Origin of the sequence: Methylosinus sp. KRF6 (assembly GCF_018887255.1) — a bacterium.
Lineage (GTDB): Bacteria > Pseudomonadota > Alphaproteobacteria > Rhizobiales > Beijerinckiaceae > Methylosinus > Methylosinus sporium.
Genome location: NZ_JAHLJF010000001.1, coordinates 1758758 through 1779041, shown reverse-complemented (window position 1 = coordinate 1779041; position 20284 = coordinate 1758758). Strand labels below are relative to the sequence as shown.

At 62.4% G+C, this 20284-nt stretch carries 18 protein-coding genes; 11 read left to right on the top strand and 7 right to left on the bottom strand.

Features of this window, described 5'->3' with window-relative positions; all coding sequences use genetic code 11:
• The first annotated feature begins 75 nt into the window (after positions 1–75).
• Positions 76–2700 (top strand): autotransporter domain-containing protein, encoded by a 2625-nt coding sequence (locus KP010_RS08535; RefSeq protein WP_142862944.1) that lies wholly within the window; start codon positions 76–78, stop codon positions 2698–2700.
• Between the two features lie 126 nt (positions 2701–2826).
• Positions 2827–3270, top strand: coding sequence for an Hsp20 family protein (locus KP010_RS08530; RefSeq protein WP_108915633.1), 444 nt, complete (start codon positions 2827–2829; stop codon positions 3268–3270).
• Between the two features lie 68 nt (positions 3271–3338).
• Here the strand turns inward: KP010_RS08530 and KP010_RS08525 are convergent, their stop codons facing one another.
• Positions 3339–4475 (bottom strand): ceramide glucosyltransferase, encoded by a 1137-nt coding sequence (locus KP010_RS08525; protein ID WP_142862945.1) that lies wholly within the window; start codon positions 4473–4475, stop codon positions 3339–3341.
• 206 nt (positions 4476–4681) lie between these two features.
• On the opposite strand from KP010_RS08525, the gene KP010_RS08520 reads away from it, so the two are divergent.
• Positions 4682–6028 carry a glutamate--tRNA ligase gene (locus tag KP010_RS08520; protein WP_142862947.1) on the top strand — a complete coding sequence of 449 codons (1347 nt, stop codon included), beginning with the start codon at positions 4682–4684 and terminating at the stop codon, positions 6026–6028.
• Positions 6029–6040: 12 nt separating this feature from the next.
• Here KP010_RS08520 and KP010_RS08515 read toward each other — a convergent pair whose 3' ends face one another.
• Positions 6041–6379 carry a hypothetical protein gene (locus KP010_RS08515; protein WP_166141100.1) on the bottom strand — a complete coding sequence of 113 codons (339 nt, stop codon included), beginning with the start codon at positions 6377–6379 and terminating at the stop codon, positions 6041–6043.
• 306 nt (positions 6380–6685) lie between these two features.
• Positions 6686–7348, bottom strand: coding sequence for a phosphoribosylanthranilate isomerase (locus KP010_RS08510; protein WP_142862949.1), 663 nt, complete (start codon positions 7346–7348; stop codon positions 6686–6688).
• 106 nt (positions 7349–7454) lie between these two features.
• Between KP010_RS08510 and KP010_RS08505 the strand changes: the two genes are divergently transcribed.
• The 4 genes from KP010_RS08505 (at position 7455) to KP010_RS08490 (ending at position 10962) form a co-directional block, all read left to right on the top strand.
• On the top strand, positions 7455–8132 hold the full coding sequence (locus KP010_RS08505; RefSeq protein WP_246659837.1) for a MarR family winged helix-turn-helix transcriptional regulator: 678 nt from the start codon (positions 7455–7457) through the stop codon (positions 8130–8132).
• A 130-nt stretch (positions 8133–8262) separates the two neighbouring features.
• Entirely contained in the window at positions 8263–8499 is a 237-nt protein-coding gene (locus KP010_RS08500; RefSeq protein ID WP_142862950.1) for a thioredoxin family protein, read from the top strand.
• Positions 8500–8598: 99 nt separating this feature from the next.
• Entirely contained in the window at positions 8599–9288 is a 690-nt protein-coding gene (locus tag KP010_RS08495) for an MOSC domain-containing protein (protein ID WP_216280734.1), read from the top strand.
• A gap of 333 nt (positions 9289–9621) precedes the next feature.
• Complete coding sequence (locus KP010_RS08490; protein ID WP_216280733.1) at positions 9622–10962, top strand: hypothetical protein; 1341 nt, start codon at positions 9622–9624, stop codon at positions 10960–10962.
• Between the two features lie 190 nt (positions 10963–11152).
• Here KP010_RS08490 and KP010_RS08485 read toward each other — a convergent pair whose 3' ends face one another.
• From KP010_RS08485 to KP010_RS08470, 4 genes are read right to left on the bottom strand one after another with little or no spacing between them, the layout of a single operon-like run.
• Positions 11153–11872 (bottom strand): hypothetical protein, encoded by a 720-nt coding sequence (locus KP010_RS08485; protein ID WP_216280732.1) that lies wholly within the window; start codon positions 11870–11872, stop codon positions 11153–11155.
• Positions 11873–13369, bottom strand: a complete 1497-nt coding sequence (locus KP010_RS08480) for a glycosyltransferase family 2 protein (RefSeq protein ID WP_142862954.1) — start codon at positions 13367–13369, stop codon at positions 11873–11875.
• A 45-nt stretch (positions 13370–13414) separates the two neighbouring features.
• Positions 13415–14059 carry an HAD family phosphatase gene (locus KP010_RS08475; RefSeq protein WP_142862955.1) on the bottom strand — a complete coding sequence of 215 codons (645 nt, stop codon included), beginning with the start codon at positions 14057–14059 and terminating at the stop codon, positions 13415–13417.
• 44 nt (positions 14060–14103) lie between these two features.
• Positions 14104–14793, bottom strand: coding sequence for a hypothetical protein (locus tag KP010_RS08470; protein WP_142862956.1), 690 nt, complete (start codon positions 14791–14793; stop codon positions 14104–14106).
• A 235-nt stretch (positions 14794–15028) separates the two neighbouring features.
• Between KP010_RS08470 and msrB the strand changes: the two genes are divergently transcribed.
• The 4 genes from msrB to KP010_RS08450 all read left to right on the top strand — a co-directional run bounded on the left by msrB (position 15029) and on the right by KP010_RS08450 (position 20257).
• Positions 15029–15445 (top strand): peptide-methionine (R)-S-oxide reductase MsrB, encoded by a 417-nt coding sequence (gene msrB, locus KP010_RS08465; protein WP_142862957.1) that lies wholly within the window; start codon positions 15029–15031, stop codon positions 15443–15445.
• Positions 15446–16130: 685 nt separating this feature from the next.
• On the top strand, positions 16131–17855 hold the full coding sequence (locus KP010_RS08460; RefSeq protein WP_142862958.1) for a formate--tetrahydrofolate ligase: 1725 nt from the start codon (positions 16131–16133) through the stop codon (positions 17853–17855).
• Between the two features lie 148 nt (positions 17856–18003).
• A complete protein-coding gene (locus tag KP010_RS08455) occupies positions 18004–19197 on the top strand; it encodes an aminotransferase class V-fold PLP-dependent enzyme (protein WP_036293367.1) in 1194 nt (397 codons plus the stop codon).
• Positions 19198–19315: 118 nt separating this feature from the next.
• Positions 19316–20257: a D-2-hydroxyacid dehydrogenase gene (locus KP010_RS08450; RefSeq protein WP_142862959.1), complete on the top strand. Its 942-nt coding sequence runs from the start codon at positions 19316–19318 to the stop codon at positions 20255–20257.
• The last annotated feature ends 27 nt before the right edge of the window (positions 20258–20284 follow it).

Below are 20284 nucleotides of genomic sequence, written 5' to 3'. Positions count from 1 at the left end.
GAGTCAGGTTTCGAATCGCCGGCCTTTCGATACTCACGGCCGAGGCAGCGCTCTGCGCCGCGGGGGGAGGGCCAGATGACAGCTTGCTCGAGCGCCGGTCGAGGATCGGCGGCGGTTGGTTTTGCAACCGTTCTGATCGCGGCATTTCTCGACGCCAAAGGCGCCTTCGCCGCCGATGTCGAAATCGCCGCCAACGCGCCGAGCGTCAACCTCGACGCCTTCACCGGAACGACGGCCCATATCAACGGCGGCGTGGCCATCGGCTCTTCGAGTCCGGCGATCGGCGCCACGCTCCAGGCATGGTCGGTGACCAATAACGGCTCCGTCAGCGGCGGCAACACGGTGACGCTCGGCCAGGGCGGCGCGTTCCTCAACGCGAGCGGAGCGACCGTCACCGGCACGCTGACCGCCATGACCTTCGGCTACAAGCCGTTCGGCCTGCCTCCGGCGGGCGGCCCGGGCCATCTGGACAATTACGGAACGATCACCGGCGGCGCCGGCGAGGGCGTGACGATGTGGTTCGGAGGAACCGTCAATAATTTCGGCGGCGGAACGATCAAGACCGACACCGGCCTGAACGCCGTTTCCATCGGGCAGGGGACGTCGCGCGTCCTTTTCAACGGCGGCTCGATACAGGCGACGAAGACGAGCGGCTTCAGCACCGGCGTGCTCATGCAGGGCGGGCCCTCGGTCTTCACGAACGCCGTCGGCGGCGTGATCTTCGGCGACTATAATGGCGTCTACGCCAGCGCCAGCGCCGTTTTCGCCTCCTTCGGCAACGCTGGCTCCATCTCCTCCCGGCGCGGACCGGCGGTCGAAGCGACCGGTGGCGGGACGATCGTCAACACCGGCGCGATCGGCTCGACGAACGCCGAGGGCATATTGATCCGCAACAATTCGAATGCCGACATCACCAATAGCGGCTCCATCAGCGGCGCCGTCAATGCGATCAGTTTCGCCGCCGGCGGCGGCGCGGCGACAGCGGCTGTCCACACGCTGCGGCTACAGACCGGGTCGACGCTCAACGGCAATGTATTGGGCGGCGCCAATACCGACAATCTCATCCTCGAAGGCTCGGGCGCCGAAAGCATCGCGAAGTTCCAGAATTTCGAAACGCTCGCGATGAACGGCTCCGACTGGACGCTGACGGGAGCCGGCGCCTTCTCGCGCGGCGTGACGCTGACGAGCGGCGTGACGCATGTCGGCGGGCGGCTCACGAGCCCGGCGATCGAGGTGCGGAGCGGCGCGACGCTGACCGGCGCGGGCGTCGTCGCCGGCGCGGTCGCGAATTTCGGCAATGTGCGAATCGACAGCGGAAAGTTCACGATCGAGGGCAATTACGTCCAGCAGGCGGGCTCCGCGCTGACCGTCGGCGTGACGCCGAGCGCGGCCGGCGCGCTCTCCGTCGCCGGGACCGCGACGATCGACGGCGGCGCGGTGCGCGCGCTGGCGGCGCAGGGGGATTACGCAGCCAACGCCTCCTACACGATTCTGACCGCCGCGGGCGGGCGCTCCGGCGTTTTCGACGAGGCGACCACCGATCTCGCCTTCTACAGTCCGTCGCTGAGCTATGACGCGAACAACGTCTATCTGAAGCTCGTGCGCAACAGCGTCGATTTCTCGAACGTCGGCGGCACGCGCAATCAGATCGCCGCAGGCCGAGCGCTGGAGCTCGCCGGCCTCGCGCATCCGATCGTCGCGCCCGCGCTGCTGCTGACGGCGGCCGAGGCGAGGGCCGCCTTCGACGGGCTCTCGGGCGAGATCCATTCGAGCCTGCGCGCCCTGCTCGTCGATGAGAGCCGGATGCTGCGCGATGCGGTGCTCGAGCGGCAGCGGCAGGCGGTCTCCGGATCGACCGTCCCCGTCTTCGCGGTCTGGGCCCATGGCTTTGGCGATTGGGCGCGCCTCGGCGGCGACGGCAGTGCCGCGACCGCGCGCATGAGCACGGCCGGAGGCCTCGCTGGCGTCGATATGGCGCTCGGCGATTCGCGATTGGGCGTCGCCGCCGGCGGCGGACACAGCGAGGCGCGCGTCGACTCCCGCGCCTCGACCGGCGACATGGAATCCGCTCATGTGGCCGTTTATGGCGACACGCGCGCCGCCGATCTCGGTTTGCGAGTCGGCGGCGCCTATTCTCATCACGATGTGACGACGATGCGCCGGATCGCCTTCCGCGGCTTCGCCGACGCCCCTCATGCCGACTATGGCGCGCATACGGCGCAGGCTTTCGGCGAGGCCTCCTATCGTGGCTTGTTCCGCGGCTTCTGGCCGTTCGAGGGGGCGGAGGCCTTCGCCGGCGTCGCTCATGTGCGGGTGGCGAGCGATGGGTTTCGGGAGAGCGGCGGGTCCGCGGCCCTGACCGTCGCCGGAGCGCAGACCGCCACGACCTTCTCCTCCATCGGCGTCCGAGCGCGGACCTCTGCATGGACGATCGGAGCCGCGGCCGTCTCCGCCAGAGCGTCCTTCGCCTGGAGCCACGCTTTCGACCGCATCGTTCCGACGACCGGAATGTCCCTCGCTCCTGGATCCGCGCCGGTCTTCGTCGCCGGCGCGCCGCTCGCGGTCGACGCGCTGCTGATCGAGGCGGGGCTCGACGCCGCCGTCGCGCCCAATGCGCTCGCCTCGCTCGTCTATTCGTCCCGTCTCGCCTCCGGCGCGGAAGCTCATGCGCTGAAAGGGCGGTTCCTCTGGCAATTCTGAGGTGGGGACGCTACGTCCTGCCGCCCCCGCTTGATCGTGTCGAGCTTCGGCTCCATATACGGCCCCGAGGCGCCGACGCCGGGCCTCGCAGATTTTTCGCACGAGAAGCGCCGCGAGGGCTTCGTAATGGCACGACTGCCGACGCTGAATTCCCCCTTCCTCCTGGGGTTCGACGAAATCGAACGCGCGCTGGATCGCGTCACACGCTCGGGCTCCGACGGTTATCCGCCCTATAATATCGAGAGGCTGCCGGGCGCCGATTCTCGTCCCGATCGGCTGCGGCTGACGCTGGCCGTCGCCGGCTTCACGCGCGAGCAACTGGAGATTTCGCTCGAGGAGAGCCAGCTCGTCATTCGCGGCAAGCAGCTGGAGGACGATCGCGAGCGGCAGTTCCTGCATCGTGGCATCGCCGCGCGGCAGTTCCAGCGCGCCTTTCTGCTGGCCGAAGGGATGCAGGTGCTGGGCGCCGATCTCGTCAACGGGCTCTTGTCCATCGATCTGGTGCGGCCGGAGCCGGAGCGCGTCATTCGCAAGATCGACATAACGACGCCGGAGGAGCCGGCCAAATGAAAAGGGGCGCCTCGCGGCGCCCCTTCCTTCTTCGCGGGTCTTTTCGAGGGAATGTCGGAGGAATTCGTTCAGCCGGTCGTCTGCTCTTCCTGCTCGCGCACGGTCATGGCGTTGCCGTGCCAGACGAAATCGTCGAAGAGGCAGGCGTCTACGAACATCACCGGCAGCAGAATGTCGCGCGTCAACAGCGCCAGCGGGGTCAGCCGCGAGAGCCGCCAGCCGGCGATGCGGGCGAGGAGGCATTCCGCGCCATAGAGCCCGGCGAGGATCGCGGCCGCCGTCAACGCCACATTGGCGTCGAGCAGATGCGCGGCGTAAGCGCCCGTCACCACGGGCATGAAGCTGCCGTTCATGAATTCCGGCGCGAAATAGGCGGGGAAGGTGACGCGGCGCAGACGCGCCCAGCGCACATGGCGGGAGTAGACCTCATGCGCCGTGCGATGGCCGAGCGGCTGCTCGAAGGGCATGTCGACGAGCCGCACCTTCATCTTTTGCGCGCGGATGATCTTGGTGGAGGCGGCGTCCTCGGCGATCTCGGCGCCGAGAGCGCGAATGCCGCCGGCGCGCTCCAGCACCTCGCGGCGCCACATCATATTCTTGCCTTGCGCGAAGCCGATGCCGACCGCCTCCGCCCCATATTGCCAGCGCGCCTGGAAGGTGTTGAGGAAAGCGCATTCCACTTCCGCCCAAAAGCCCTTGGGGCGAGAGCCGATCGGCATGGAGATGGACAGCGCCGTGTCGTCGCGGAAGGCGGCGAGCATGGTCTGAATATAGTCGGGCGGCAGCAGCGCATTCGAGTCGGCCAGCACCACCCAGGCGTAGCGCGCGGCGTCCCAGCCCTTGACGCAATTGTTGAGCTTGGGATTGACGCTCACATAATCGTCGCCGACGAGCAGCCGAGCGGAAATCTGCGGATGCGCGGCGATCATCCGCTCGACCAGCGGAATCACCGGATCATTGGCGCACTGCACGCAGAAGAGCACCTCGTAGCGGGGATAATCCAGCGCGAAGGTGGAGCCGAGCGTCTCCTCGCTGAAGGTCTCCAGTCCGCGCAGAGGCCGCACGATGCTCACCGGCGGCGCATGGGCCGGAACGCGCAGATTGCGAGGGCGGGCTTTGCAGCGGAAGGCGGCGATGGCGATGCTGGAAAGGTTGAGCGTGAGCAGCGTCGCGCAAAAGGCGGCGCACACATAGGCCATGATCATGCGTGTTCCCTGCCTGTCACTTGCGGGATTCGAGACGGGCGGCGGCCTTGCCCTGCGCCGGCGGGCGGCGACGGCTGCGCAGTCCCGGGGCGGGCCAGACCGATATTCCGCCTGACAAGGAGCTCAGCTCTTGGCAAAAGGGGGGCGGCGCGAGAATCTTTTCGCGTCGCGCGGCCCTCGCATTCTCCTCCTGCCGAAGTTTGCTCATGACCACTCCGATTGTTCGCTTCGCGCCCTCGCCGACCGGCCGCATCCATATCGGCAATGCGCGTCCGGCCCTGCTGAACTATTTGTACGCCCTCTCCCACCATGGAAGATTCGTGCTGCGATTCGATGACACCGATTTCGCCCGCTCGCGCGAGGAGTTCGCGCAGGCGATCGAGGTCGATCTCGCCTGGCTCGGCGTGCGGGCGGATATGGTGGTGCGGCAGTCGCAGCGCGTCGCGCATTATGAGGCGGCGGCGGCGCGTCTCGAAGCGGCCGGCCTGCTCTATCCCTGCTACGAGACGCCGGAGGAATTGGAGAAGCGCCGCAAATTACAGCAGGCGCGCGGCCTGCCGCCCGTCTATGACCGCGCCGCGCTGAAGCTCTCGCTCGAGGAGCGCGCGCGGCTCGCGGCGGAGGGGCGCAAGCCGCATTGGCGTTTCAAGCTGCCGGACGGCGTCGTGGAATGGCGCGATCTCGTGCGCGGCGATTGCGCGATCGATTGCGCCACTCTGTCCGATCCGGTGCTGCTGCGCGAGGACGGCAGCTTTCTCTACACGCTCCCTTCCGTGGTGGACGACATAGAGCTCGGCATTACCCATGTGATTCGCGGCGAGGATCATGTGACCAATACGGCGGTGCAGATTCGCCTGTTCCAGGCGCTGGCGCCGGAGCGGCCGGCTCCGATCTTCGCGCATCACAATCTTCTCGTCGGCGGGACCGGCGAGGCGCTCTCCAAGCGCACCGGCTCGCTCGCCATCGCCTCGCTGCGGGAGGAGGGCTATGAGGCCCTCGCCGTGGCGGCGCTCGCCGTGCTCACCGGCTCCTCGGACAGCGTCCATGCGGTCCGCTCGCTCGGCGATCTCGCGCATTCGTTCGATCTCGCGCATCTCTCGCGCAACGCCGCGCGCTTCGATCCCGCCGATTTGGGTCCGCTCACTCATCGCACTCTGGCGTTATTGGACTATGACGACGTCCGCGAACGGCTTGAGGCGCATGACATCGTCGGCTTCAAGGCCGAGCCTTTTTGGCGCGCGGTGCGGGGGAATTTGACGCGCTTCGCCGATGTGCTGGACTGGTGGCGCGTCGTCGAGGGCGAGATCGCGCCGATCCGCGAAGATGCGGAATTTTTGGCCGAGGCGCTCGCGCTGCTGCCCGCCGAGCCCTGGGACGAGGCGACATGGTCCGGCTGGACCAGCGCCGTCAAGGCGGGCACGGGCCGCAAGGGCAAGGCGCTGTTTCATCCATTGCGCGTCGCGCTCACGGGCGCGGAGAATGGGCCGGAACTATCGCTGCTGCTGCCGCTGATCGGCCATGCGCGGGCGACGGCGCGGCTGTCGGGAGCGTGAGGGAACGCGCCCTCAAAAACACCGCACCTGCGCCTCGGCCTGGGCGCGGCGGAGCTCCTCCAGCGCCTCCTTGGCGAGGCGCGAGTTACGGAACAGCGACCCGATCTGCCCGACTTGCTGATCCATGCTGGCGACCGTCTCCGCCGAGACATAGCGCTCATAGGGCAGGATGGAGGCGACGATGTCGATGGAGCAGGAGCATTGTTCCAGCGCCTGCCGCGAATCGCCATTGGCCTTCATGCAGCCGAACACATAATCCGCCCGCGCCGAGGTCGGATAATCATTGAGATCGGCGGCGCGCGCCGGAAGCGCGGCGGCGAGGGCGAGCAGAAACGCGGCGGGACGGAGCATGAGGGTCGATCCTGCGAGAGGCGAATGACCTTCCTGGCCTAACGCAGAGAGGCGACGGCTCGCAAGCGCGATCGTGCGTCAGCCAGGGCAACGAATCCGGGTTAACAACCCGTTGACGTTCCACCGTCATGGCCGGGCTTGTCCCGGCCATCCACGCCGAGACGTTCCGCAATGCTTCATCAAAGCGGATTTGTTCTGCCTGTGTTCGCAGTTCTCCGCGATGTCGCGGCGTGGATGCCCGCGACAAGCGTGGGCATGACGCGGCTGTTAACCAATTGGAAACCTGAATTCGGAGCCCTGAGTGCGTCAGCTCTCGTCCGCCGCGCGCACGGCGTGCATGAAATCGCTCAGCGCCGTGAGGTCGAGCGCGCCATTTCGCCGTACCCCGGAACACACGTCGACGCCGAAGGGCCGGACGCGCCGGATCGCCTCGCCGACATTGGCGGCGTCGAGGCCTCCGGCGAGGAAGACCGGCCGTGGGCTCGCCGCGACGAAGGCCGCGCTGATCGACCAATCATGGGTGCGGCCGGTGCCACCGAGTTCCGGCGTGGCGGCGCCGGGGCGGCCCGAATCGAGCAGAAAGGCATGAACGAAGGGGCTGTAGGCCGGAATTAAATCCAGCGCCCGTGGCCCTTCTACATGAATCACCTGCACGCGCCTTATGTGGGGCCGAAGCCTCGCCAGTTCCGCGGCGTCGCCGGCGGCGATGTGAGAGACGATCTGCACCGTCGTGGGCCTGGTGCGATCGATATGGGCGGCGATCGATGCGGCGCTCGTTTCGCTGGTGAGGAGAAAGGTCGAGATCGCCGGCGGGGAAGCGGCGGCGATATCGGCGATCAGCTCGTCGGCGATGGAGCCGGGCCCCGAGGGCATGGCTGCGACGAGCCCGAGCGCATCGGCTCCCGCGCCGATGGCCAATTCCGCTTCGTGGGGCGATCCGATGCAGCAGATTTTAACTCTGGTTCTCATCTTCCTTCCCGTGGCCTCGCCCGATCATGCGGCGCCGGAACCGTTCCGTCGCGACTCCGTCTGGACGGCGCTTGACAAAACTAGTTAGGAGTCCTAATTAAATTCCATGACGCCCTTCGACGCAATCTCCACTCCTCTGCCCCGCCGCCTGCGTGAAGGGCTCGATCGTATCGCCGCCGCGATGCGCTCGGACGAATGGGGCGTAGCGGAGGAGGCCGGACTCACGCCGACGCAGCTCCATGCGCTGACCTTCATCGCCGGGCGCGGGGAAGCCGGGATGCGTCTGCGCGCCGTGGCGGAGCATTTGGGCGTCACCCAGCCCACGGCCACCGACTCCATCGCCGCGCTCGTGCGCAAGGGGCTGGCGGTCAAGCTTCCGGATCCCGCGGACAAGCGCGCCGTCGCCATTCGCGTGACGCAAGCCGGCTGCGACGTCGTCCGCGCCATCGGCCTCGCCATGACCTCCGCCGAACAGGCGCTGGAGACGCTCTCGCCGCGCGAGCAGCAGACGCTGCTCGATCTGGTCATCAAGACGATCCGCGCTCTGCAGCAGGCGAAAGCCATTCCGCCGCAACGTCTCTGCGTCACCTGCCGTCATTTCCGCCCCTATGCGCATGAGGACGCCGAGCTGCCGCATCATTGCGCGCTGGTCGACGCCCCATTCGGCGGCCGTCATTTGCGGCTCGATTGCCCCGAGCACGATCCCGCCCCCGCGCCGGCGCGCGAGGAGGCGTGGAGCGTGTTCGCGCGTCGCTCGCCCGAGCCGGCCGGCCCCGGGGCGTAGAATGAATCGCAGCTTCTCGAGGCGCAGGGGACTGTGGCGGCGACGCCCGACGCCTCTGGCGAACTCGCAGAAAGGCGCCGCCCCGCATGAGCCCGGCGCGCCGAAACCAGGAGAGAGGAGGACCAAGGCCATGGCGACGAAAGCGACCTTCTATCATGCGGGATGTCCGGTTTGCGCCGATGCGGAGACCGCATTCGCCAAAGCGCTCGACCCGAATGTCTTCGACGTCGAAATCGTGCATCTCGGCGAGGACAAGGCGCGTCTTCGCGAGGCGGAGGACGCCGGCGTCAAATCCGTGCCCGCCTTCGTCATCGACGGGCGCGCCTATCACATCAATTTCGGCGCCGACCTCGCGGCGCTGAAGTAATTCTGGACGACCCCCGCCGATGTCACTTCGGCGACTCCGAAACTTGCCTCGCCGAGCTTCGCTCGCGCGAGGCCTTTTCGCGGACGAGGCGTTTCGACCATGTCTACGACGATCGAAACCATGTTCGCCGCCGCGGCGCTCGTTCCGCTCGGCCCGCGCGACGCGCCGAGCGGCATCGTCAAAAGCGCCGCTGCGCCGCCCTGGCGCATTGGTCGCGACGGTCTTTCGGGCGACCGCCAGGGCGATCTGCGCCATCATGGCGGCCCGGAGAAGGCGCTGCATCATTATCCGCGCGACCATTACGAGCTATGGGCGAAGGAAGGGCCGGAGCTGGTCGGGGCGCTCGCCGCGCCGCCGGCCTTCGGCGAGAATATTTCGACGCTCGGCGTCACCGAGAGGGATGTCTGCGTCGGCGACGTCTTCGCCTTGGGCTCGGCGCTGCTGCAGGTGAGCCAGGGACGCCAGCCCTGCTGGAAGCTCAACGCCCGCTTCGCGCGGCCCGATATGGCGCGGCGCGTGCAGACGAGCGGGCGCACGGGCTGGTATTATCGCGTGCTGCGCGAGGGCGTCGCCGAGCCGGGCGATCGTCTGGGGCGCATCGAGCGGCCGCTGCCGGACTGGCCATTGTCGCGGCTCAATGAATTGCTCTATCTCCGCACGCTCGATCGCGACGCGCTGGCGCAAATGGCCGAGCTGCGCGAGCTCGCGACCTCATGGCGCGCTCTCGCGGCGCGCCGTCTCGCGCGCCGAGTGGTCGAGGATTGGACCGCGCGCCTCGTCGGCGGGTGAGATTCGGGCATATTACGGTTCGGGCGCCGAGCCGATCGCGTAGGCCTGAAAGACTGGCTGCGGACCGCCCTTTATATAGGCGCCGGCGCAGCCGATGTCGGAACCCTGGACAAGCGCCAGCCTTGCGAGGGATTGTTCGGTCCTATGCCGAATCGATCGAATTCGCCTCTACCACGGTCTTGCAGCTCATGAGAGGTTTGCGCCGGACAAGGTGAACGTGCATAAGCGATGCGGAAGCTTCGGAGTGCGTCGTTTCGAATTCATTGAGATGCGCGAGCTGACTGACAGACGACCACAGATCGGGAAAACAGCAACCACTCGGACAAGAGCCTAATGAAACTCTCTTTGTTAATGACCGGACAGATTCGAGATCGCGGGAAGTTTGAAACGATAGTTGATGGCGTGACTGCGGCCAAATCGTGCTTCGATAAGATAGTTTTTTCGTCATGGTCCGATCATGTTTCGATTGCGCGTGAGGTTTTTTCTTCGCGGGAGTCGGCGGTCGAAATCGATTTTTGTGATAGTCTTCAAGTGTTACCTCTCAGAGCTGTGATCAATCGTGATATTATGAGCTTCTTGGCTCAGCATCAGCAAATTTCATTCGGTGTCGGGCGTTTAGATCGTGATTCCTATGTGATTCGGATTAGAAGCGACGCCGAATTCAGCTCATCTAGTGCTTTTGTCGAATTGATCGAATTAGTTAAAAGATGTTGGGCCATTCCCGACTATCAACAAAAATCAATGGTGATCGGCGCTTCGTTCATGATCCCGTATTTTTTTGATGATCGAATCCTGCTGCTCACGCCAAATGCTGCTGACTGTATTCGTAACGTTCGGTTGGAGAGTTTGTATAGTTTTGATTATTACAATCTATTCCCTGAATACATTATCTATTCTAGTGTGATTGAGGCAGGATGTACTGAGAATCTGTTCTGTAGGCATGATCATCGTTATCGGATGCGGGACGGAAATGATCGCTTTTCTGACTATGATTTTTGTGTCTTTGGATCTGCTTACTCAAACTATGTTGCTAATTATCTGGATAAGACTAGTTCTAATGTAGCATTTTTTAGGGATGCTGCCATAAATTGTGGATTTGTGGAATTGTTCGACCAGATATTTACGAAAATTGGCTTCGATTGCGTTGACTGGGCGACGTTTGAAAATAATTGGATGAAACATATCGATCGATATTCTGCCCAGTACAGTATTTGGATTCAGCGTGGCGGTGAGTTAAGCAGTGCTTCTGACGCCGAAGTCGAATCTCAGAAGCAGACCTTCAACTTCGTTTATTCTGAGTACGCTAATGGGAAATATGATAATGTCATTAGGTTATCGCAGGCTGGCAGGGGGTCGCTTTTTGAGCGCAATTACGCCGAACTAGAAGGAGCCTCTTTGTTTTTGCTCGGGCACATCGAACAGGCGACCGAATTACTATGGCAGAATTTTTCTGACGGTCATAGAGGCCCTGAGCAAATGTTCTATCTCGTCACGGGTTTGGCCGCAGCCAAGGAGACCTCAAAATTCAATACGGTCGCGCGAACGCTCGTGTCTACGTTCTCCGCCGAGGAACGATTTGTGCAACACGTTTGCGCAGCTGCGTCGGTGCATGGAATCAAAATGGATTTTGATCCGAATGTTTTCCGAGCGGTCGCGACGATCAAGAAGACGTAACCTCAGATCACCAACCTTGTTTCAGTCGGATGTCGCTCGCCGTTGTGGCGTCGACAAGGATCTATGGGCTCGTTCAAAGTAACGCATCGTTCAACTGAGCTACGCAGAGGAGGACATCGACGATGCTGGACCGCGGTGGCAGATACAATCGAGAGGCGACGTGACCATTTCGGAGCCCGCGGACAGCATTCTAAATAGGGCCGCCGGCGTCAAATTTTATATCACGTACGTTCTCTGCGCGCTCCAAAACCACTCTCAGCCCGCTGGCCAGCACACCGTTGAATAGCGGACATACATAAAATAAGCCATTATACGCTACTCTGTCGACGTTCGCGAGATTGTGCGCCAGCGCGGACAAGTACACTGTCGAAGAGGCAAAAAAATAAGTGCCTGCAGATGCATTCTGCGAGATCACGCGTTTCTCCGCCGCCTCGACGACATCCCCGGTCTCATCGGTCCGCAGGTAGCTATAGGCAGGCTTGTTCGAAGAAAATGTGAGTGCGGCCGCCCCCACATCCGGCCTGTCGGCGAATAAGCGCCGAGGCTCGAAGGTCGATACATACTGGATGTCGGCGAGGTCGATACATAAAGGTTCGCTTGTGCTGCGAGTCAGCGCGACTCCGGCCAGTGCCGATAAAGCGGCGCCTTGTGTTTCTCCCGACAAGAAGACCCTTCGCGCTTTCGGATACCAAGCATTGAGCGGCCCCTCCCCGAACCGTCGGCTGACGGGAGAGTCCCGCAATATGAAGGTAAGATTGCATTGGCTAGCCCGGTCGCTGCGCAGCCAAGCACGCGTGTCGAGCGTCTGCCGCAGCAAAGGCGCGCCATCGACCTCGGCCTCGGCCTCGGCCTTTACGCGGCCGTCGGCTCGCTCGAAGTCTGGGCCAGCAAGAGGAACTACAATGTGCATTCAGTGCGGCCGATGGATGGAGAGATAAGCATCGAGATCCTCCGGTGTTCCGAGACCATGCATGGAGGATTGGGAAACCTCATATACGCCGATTTTGAGACCTGCCGCGATCATGTAGTTGTAGACTGGACATGTGTAGAATTCGTTATTCACCCGATCATTCCGCGCTATCATATCTATGGCCGCGGCAACGAAATCGGCGCCCCGGCGAAACAGATAGACGCCGACAGTTGCAAGATCAGAAATCGCTTTTTTTTCTGCTACTTCAAGGACGAGCCCTTCTTCGTCGATGCGTGCGAAGGACCATTTTGGATTGCGACCGGGATCGCGGAACACGAGAATCGATCCGTCGAGGCCACGGACAGCACAGTCGCGGACGAAATCGTCGACGGAAAAATCTACGAGTTGATCTGCATTCGCCACGAGCATGGGTTTATCATCGTCGAAATACTCTCTGGCGAGAAGCAAAGTGCAGGCGGTTCCCTCCGTTGTCTTGTCTACTTCATGAAGCTGATAATGCCGTCCAATAAAACTTTCGACAAGCCGAGATTCTGCAAGTATATGCTCCTTTCGCAATAGAAGATGAACTTTGGCTCCTCCGGGCGTTACGTTACGGATGACATGTTCGATCATTGGTTTACCAAGGACATCGATGAACGGCTTTGGTTTTGAGTAGCCTGCTTTTGCGAAGCGACTGCCGAGGCCCGCTGCGGGGACCACCACTCGCGTCTCCGCGACAACGGCGTCGCCGCGCGCCAAGTGATCTCGCGTAGGCGCCGATTTCTCGAAATGGCTGATTCTGTCAGGCGAATAGAAGCTATAATACTGTCGGTCCAAAATAGGAAAATGCGCGACCTTGCCGCCATTAAGAATAATTTCATTCAGACACGGCGCAATATAGAATTGGCCACCAACCTGCGCCTTATTTTCGATGCTGCGCATCGCGGCCTCGATAAAGATGCGAGCTGTTTCGAAGTAATACAAGCCTGCAATGGCGTTGCGGCTGATCACGCTTTTTTCTGCGGCCTGAACCACGCTTCCTGAGCCATCGATCGCGACATACGACCAGCGGGGATGCACGCTGTCGAAGGTGATCACGCCTGCCTGCGCTTCGACGTTGCGGAAGCTTGTCAGAACCGCGGGCAGATCGGTGTCGATGATCTGGTCTCCATTCGCGACGACAACCGGTTTGTCCAGATCGAGGTGGTCGATGGCGAGCAACGCGGAACACAGCGCTCCCTGTGTGGGTCGGCGCAGCGAGACGATCTCACAGCGGCCGTCGGTCAAAAGTCGCAAGGTACGATCGAGGGAAAAACGTGCGACTTCTTCCTGATGAATGACAAAAAGAAAACGTGCGTCGAGTTTCAAGTTTTTCAGGTTTTCAACCACCCATTCGACCATCGGTCTGCCACGTATTTCGACCAAGCATTTCGGGAAAAAATAATGATCGGGCGGGAAAAATGGCGATTTTCCAGCGAGGGGGATTATGATCTGCATGATTCGTTGCTCGCGATTAATATTGGGGGACTAAGCTATCACGAGTCATGCCGAGTCGGCCTGAATCGGTAGACGTTCCGCCATTTCGATGGCCTCACGAATCTTATCGTAGCGTACGTCCTCGACTGTACCGATGATCATCAGATGCGCTCCAGATGCGCGCGCGGCTGCGATGCCATGGTCGTTATCTTCGAGGATCAACACCTCGTGCGGCTGCAAGCCGAACCTTCCAATGGCGTATCGATACATCTCCGGATCTGGCTTAGCCTTCTTCACATCCTCGTTCGAAACCATCAGGTCGAGAAAAGGCTCCAAGTTAGACAGCCGCATCATTAACTCGACAGTCTGTCGGACAGAATTCGAACACACGGCGAGCTTCAGATTGTCTCGCTTGAGTCTCGACAGCGCGAAACGATGCTGAAACAGCGGACGACATTTCGCCGTCGTGATCTCGACCGTCCGACCTTGCTTCAGCCTATTCACGAAGTCATGGAGACCGTGCGGAAAACCTCGGCTCTTGCTGAGGATTTCAAGCTTGCGACGCGTCGGCAGGCCATCGAACGTGGCGAGATGTGCGTCATAGTCGATCGCCATCCCAAAAATGCCGAGCACATCATTCAAAGCATCATAGTGCCAGTCTTTCGCTTCGATCAGAACGCCGTCCATGTCGAATAGAATGGCTTTGATCATCTACAAGAACCTCTCCCGTCCGCCGATCCGGATATCGGCGCCCATTAGCGAGCCTGATACGCACCCGATGACGGTAATGCGACGGCGTTAAAGAAAACATTGGCGTCGCCTGGAAGATCAGTGCAAAGGAATATGAGTTCCCGGGCGGCGGGGCTCATCGTTTCGAACGTATGGCGCCATATGCGCCACGCGTCGAGATGGGGCTTGTGATGCAACTCCGGCGACACGATTGCGACCTTTTTTCCGCCGTCGACGCCCGATAGAATGGCCCGCGGCTCAACAAACGCGTCCTCGAAGGCGTCGAGCCAAAAGCCGGAGGCCGCCTCATCGAGACGCGAACCCGGTTCGTACTCACTCCATCGCGTGAAAACGGTCAAACCGTGGGACAGATACGATCGCGTATCTGGAATAGACATGTCGAAGACAAAATATCGGGTGACGCCATGCGCAGCCAGAGCCTCCCGAAGCGGCTCGACCAACCCATCCGATTTTATGTTGAGCGCCAACGTCGATGGGGCGCCGATTCTCGTATAGAGGGCGAGAAAATCGTCAAACGTGAAAAACGGAATCCCCTGCCTCGTCCGTGGCATGTCATGACTAATGACGAGCGCTCCGTCACAATCGCGCACATCCGTCTCGACGCCGAATCCCGCGGCGAATGCGCGCTGCATCGCAACAGCCGAATTCTTTTCTTCCGGTGAGCGCCACCAGCCACGATGAGACAAAATTTGCATTTTAAAAATCTATCTCGATTCTGCCCGCGATGGCAAGGGGCTGGCGGGCTTCGGAAGGTTTCTTCCGGACGTCCGGGAAGACATAACAATTATGACCTTTGAACGGCATGCCTCTCGAACTGTTCGAATGCGCGTATAAAGCGCTTTGGGGGCGCCGTATCTTGCCGCTCTCCGTCGCGGGCGCGTTTTGTGCTAAGTCCTGTTCGGCCGATCCCAACTGTCGAGGAGGACTGCTATGGGCGCATCGGAACCCAATGACCAACAATTCCCCGTCACCCGCACCGAGGAAGAATGGCGGGCGCGGCTCACGCCCGACCAATATGTCATCATGCGTCGTCATGGCACCGAGCCGCCGGGAAGCTGCGCGCTCGAGCAGGAGAAGCGTCCCGGCGTCTTCGCCTGCGCCGGATGCGATCAGCCGCTCTTCGCCACGCGCCAGAAATTCGCGAGCGGCACCGGCTGGCCGAGCTTTTTCGATCCGCTCGACGGCGCCGTCGCCACCTCGGTCGATCACTCGCATGGGATGACACGCACCGAGGTGCATTGCAGCCGTTGCGGCTCGCATCTCGGCCATGTGTTTCCCGACGGGCCGCCGCCCACCGGCCTGCGCTATTGCATCAATGGCCTCGCTCTGACTTTTTTTCCAGAGTGACGAACGGGCGGGCGCTATCCCATTCGTCGAGCGACCCTTCCCTCCCCCGCTCGAAGGGGTACGGGTAGGTTGTGGCCGTTTTTCCATGCCGCCTCGGCCCCGACTTTCGGGCGAGGCTGGATGGACGCGCGAGGCGATTCCGACGCGCAAAGATCGATTTATCCAGCAAAACGCCGGCCGCCCGCCTTCCTGCGCCCACGACCGGCGATGGGCGGCTGCTCCTCTGAACGGATAGGGCACGGGTAGGCCGAAGGCCCCGGCTATTGGAATGTGCGAAGAAAATGCGAGACGTCGCCGAACGAAGAGGAGAGCGTCGCGATCGCCCGAATTGTGCGGAAACCATGGGCGATCGCGCGCGATAATTTCGCTTGACGAGGAAATTCTATCTCTCCATAGCCACAGGGCCGCGGATTTAAAATCGACGTTTTGCGGGCGAGGAGACGACCTCGCGCAGAGCCCGAGATCCGCTAGCCGTGGTTCTTGCGCCGGCCGTGGTTCTTGATGAAACTATCGGCAGGTTCTAGTTTCACGAGACAATGACGGCGGAGATCGGGCGCTTCCCGATTTCGGCCCGACGGTCGTTGGCTGCGCGCGCAGCAATTCCACTGCGCGGAACGAGGCCATTCGGCCCGGATAAATCTTCGAGGGCGGGCGAAACGCTTTCTGCGAGGGGAGAGAATTTGTAATGTCCAATACGTCCATCCCGGCCAGCGGGAAAGGCAACCAGCATCTTTCTCCCAAATCCGATATCGAGATCTCCCAAGCGGCGTCCATGCGTCCGATCGTCGACGTCGCCCGCGAGAAGCTCGGCATCCCCGCCGAACATGTGTTGCCTTACGGACATTACAAGGCGAAAATCTCCCTCGACTATCTCAGCTCTCTGCAGGACCGCCCGGACGGCAAGCTGATCCTCGTCACCGCGATCACGCCGACGCCCGCCGGCGAAGGCAAGACGACCACCACGGTCGGCCTCGGCGATGCGCTCAATCACATCGGCAAGAAGGCCATCATGTGCCTTCGCGAGCCGAGCCTCGGCCCCTGCTTCGGCGTGAAGGGCGGCGCCGCCGGTGGCGGTTATGCACAAGTCGTGCCGATGGAGGACATCAACCTCCATTTCACCGGCGACTTCCACGCCATCGGAGCGGCCAATAATCTGCTCTCCGCGCTCATCGACAATCACGTCTATTGGGGCAATTCGCTCGGCGTCGATCCGCGCCGCATCTCCTGGCGCCGCGCCGTGGACATGAACGACCGCTCGCTGCGCTCGATCGTCTCCTCGCTCGGCGGCGTCGCCAATGGCTTCCCGCGCGAGGACGGCTTCGACATCACCGTCGCCTCGGAGGTGATGGCGATCTTCTGTCTCGCCACCAGCCTCGAGGATCTTCAGCGCCGGCTCGGCGACATCATCGTCGCCCAGACGCGCGACAAGAAGAACATTCGCGCCTCCGAGCTGAAAGCGCAGGGCTCGATGGCCGCGCTGCTGAAGGACGCCATCGCGCCCAATCTGGTGCAGACGCTCGAGAATAATCCGGCCTTCATCCATGGCGGGCCTTTCGCCAATATCGCCCATGGCTGCAATTCGGTCATCGCCACCAAGGCGGCGCTGAAGCTCGCCGATTATGTGGTGACGGAAGCCGGCTTCGGCGCCGACCTCGGCGCGGAGAAGTTCTTCGACATCAAATGCCGCAAGGCGGGCATCAAGCCGGACGTCACCGTCATCGTCGCGACAATTCGCGCGCTGAAGATGCATGGCGGCGTCGCCAAGGACGATCTGAAGGTCGAGAATGTCGCGGCGCTGGAGAAGGGCTTCGCCAATTTGAAGCGCCATATCGCCAATGTGCAGAAGTTCGGCGTGCCGGTGATCGTCTCCGTCAACCGCTTCAGCACCGACACGCAGGCGGAGATCGAGCTGCTGCAGAAGCTTTCTGAGGCCGAGGGCGTCGATTGCGTGCTCGCCGATCATTGGGGCTCGGGCGGTCCGGGCGCGGCGGAGCTCGCCCATAAGGTCGTCTCGACGATCGAGGCCAAGCCCTCGCAGTTCAAGCCGCTCTACGCGGACGATCTGCCGCTCGTCGAGAAGGTGCGCACCATCGCCCGCGAGCTCTATGGCGCCTCGGACATCGCGCTCGATCCTTCGGTGAAGACGCGCTTCGCGGAGCTGGAGAAAGAGGGCTTCGGCCATCTGCCGGTCTGCATCGCCAAGACGCAATACAGCTTCTCGACCGACGCCAACGCCAAGGGAGCGCCCTCGGGTCATGTGATCCCGGTGCGCGAGCTGCGGCTGTCGGCGGGCGCGGAATTCGTCGTCGTCGTCTGCGGCGACATCATGACCATGCCGGGCCTGCCCAAGGTTCCCGCCGCCAACAATATCGAGGTCGGCGCGGACGGGCGGATCGCCGGCCTGTTCTAGAGCGCTCTTCGCTCGAACGACCTCGTTCGAGCGATCAGAGTCCGCTCTGAACGCGTTCGCCGCGAGAAGAAGCAATGGGCGCCGGGCCTCGTTCCCCGCGTCCGACCAAAACAAACTCGAACCGATGAGCTCGAAGGGAGCCCAAGACATGTCGAATTCCAGAATTCCGGGCCGCAATTTTCTGTTCGTGCCCGGCCCGACCAATATTCCCGACCGCATTTTGCGCGCGATGAATGTCGTCTCCGAGGACCATCGTTCTCCGAAGTTCCCCGAGCTGACGCTGCCGCTGTTCACCCAGCTGAAGAAGGTCTTCAAGACCGAGACCGGCCAGGCCTTCATCTTCCCGGCTTCGGGCACCGGCGGCTGGGAAGCGGCGATCACCAATACTCTGTCGCCCGGCGACAAGGTCATCGCGCAGCGCTTCGGCCAGTTCACCCATCTGTGGATCGACCTCGCCAAGCGCATCGGCCTCGATGTGATCGAGCAGGACGAGGAGTGGGGCGTCGGCAACAATCCCGACCGCATCGAAGAGACGCTGAAGGCCGACAAGAATCACGAGATCAAGGCCGTCTTCGCCACGCATAACGAGACCGCCACGGGTGTGACCTCGGACATCGGCGCGGTGCGCAAGGCGATCGACAACGCCAAGCATCCGGCGCTGCTGTTCGTCGACGGCGTGAGCTCGGTCGGCTCGCTGGACTTCAAGCAGGACGAGTGGGGCGTCGACGTCGCCGTCTCCGGCTCGCAGAAGGGCTTCATGCTGCCGGCGGGCCTCGCCCTCCTCAGCGTCAGCCAGAAGGCGCTGAAGGCCGGCGAGACCGCCAAGCTGCATCGCGCCTATTTCGACTTTCAGGATCATGTGAAGGCGAACGCCACCGGCTACTTCCCCTACACGCCGGCGCTGCCGCTGCTCTACGGCCTGCGCGAGTCGCTCAATGTCCTGTTCGAGGAAGGCCTCGATCAGGTCTATGCGCGTCATCACCACCTCGCCGAGGGCGTGCGCGCCGCGGTCGCGGCCTGGGGCCTCAAGCCCTGCGCCAAGGAGGCGAAGTGGAACTCCGACACTGTGACCGCGATCGTGGTGCCGGAAGGCTTCGACGCCGCCAAGGTCATCGAGATCGCCTATAAGCGCTACAATCTCGCGCTCGGCGCCGGCCTCAACAAGGTCGCCGGCAAGGTGTTCCGCATCGGCCATCTCGGCGACCTCAATGAGCTGATGCTGCTCGGCGCCATCGCGGGCGCGGAAATGGCGATGCTCGACGTCGGCATTCCGGTCACGGCCGGCAGCGGCGTCGCGGCGGCCCAGGCCGTGTATCGCGCCAATCCGATCCTCCAGGCCTGATGATTCGCGGCCTCGCCCTCGCGAGGGCGAGGCCGCTTCTTCAAAACGAGAGGCGACGTTTCGACGTCGCAAAATGTCGAGCCGAAACGGCCGAGCGACTTCGGGGGAAGCAGCAAACATGTCGCACAAAATCGTCTTTCTCGATCGCGAGACGCTCGACGCCAATTTGCGCAAGCCGAATTTCCCGCACGACTATACGGAATATGCGCAGAGCTCTCCGGCCGATGTGGTCGAGCGTCTGAAGGGCGCGACCATCGCCATCACCAATAAGGTTCCGCTGCGCGAGGAGACGCTGAAGCAGCTTCCCGATCTGAAGCTGATCGCTGTCGCCGCCACCGGCACCGACGTGATCGACAAGGCCTATACGACGGCCAATGGAATCACGGTCTCCAACATCCGCAATTACGCCTACAACACGCTTCCCGAGCATGTGATCGCGCTGATCTTCGCGCTGCGCCGCAATCTCGTGAACTATGTGGATTCGGTGCGCCGCGGCCGTTGGCAGGAGTCCAACCAGTTCTGCTATTTCGACTATCCGATCTATGACATCGCCGGCTCGACGCTCGGCATCATCGGCTATGGCGCGCTCGGCAAGTCGATCGCGACGCGCGCCGAGGCGCTGGGCATGAAGCTGCTCATCAACGATGTCGTGCCGGGTCCGGATATCGTCGATATTCCGACGATCCTTCGCGAGGCGGATGTCGTCACGCTCAATCTGCCGCTGACGCCGCAGACCAAGAATCTCATCGGCGCGAAAGAGCTCGCCTCGATGAAGAAGACGTCGATCATCATCAACACCGCGCGCGGCGGCATCGTCGACGAGCAGGCGCTCGCCGATGCGCTGCGCAATGGCGTCATCGCCGGCGCGGGCTTCGACGTGCTGACTGTCGAGCCGCCGAAGGCGGGCAATATTCTGCTCGACCCGACGATCCCCAATCTCATCGTCACGCCGCATGTCGCCTGGGCCTCGAAAGAGGCGATGCAGGTGCTCGCCGACCAGCTCATCGACAATATCGACGCTTTCGTCGCCGGCGCGCCGCGCAATGTCGTGACGGCGTAAGCGTAGTTGCAGAACGTCTCGCGCCCG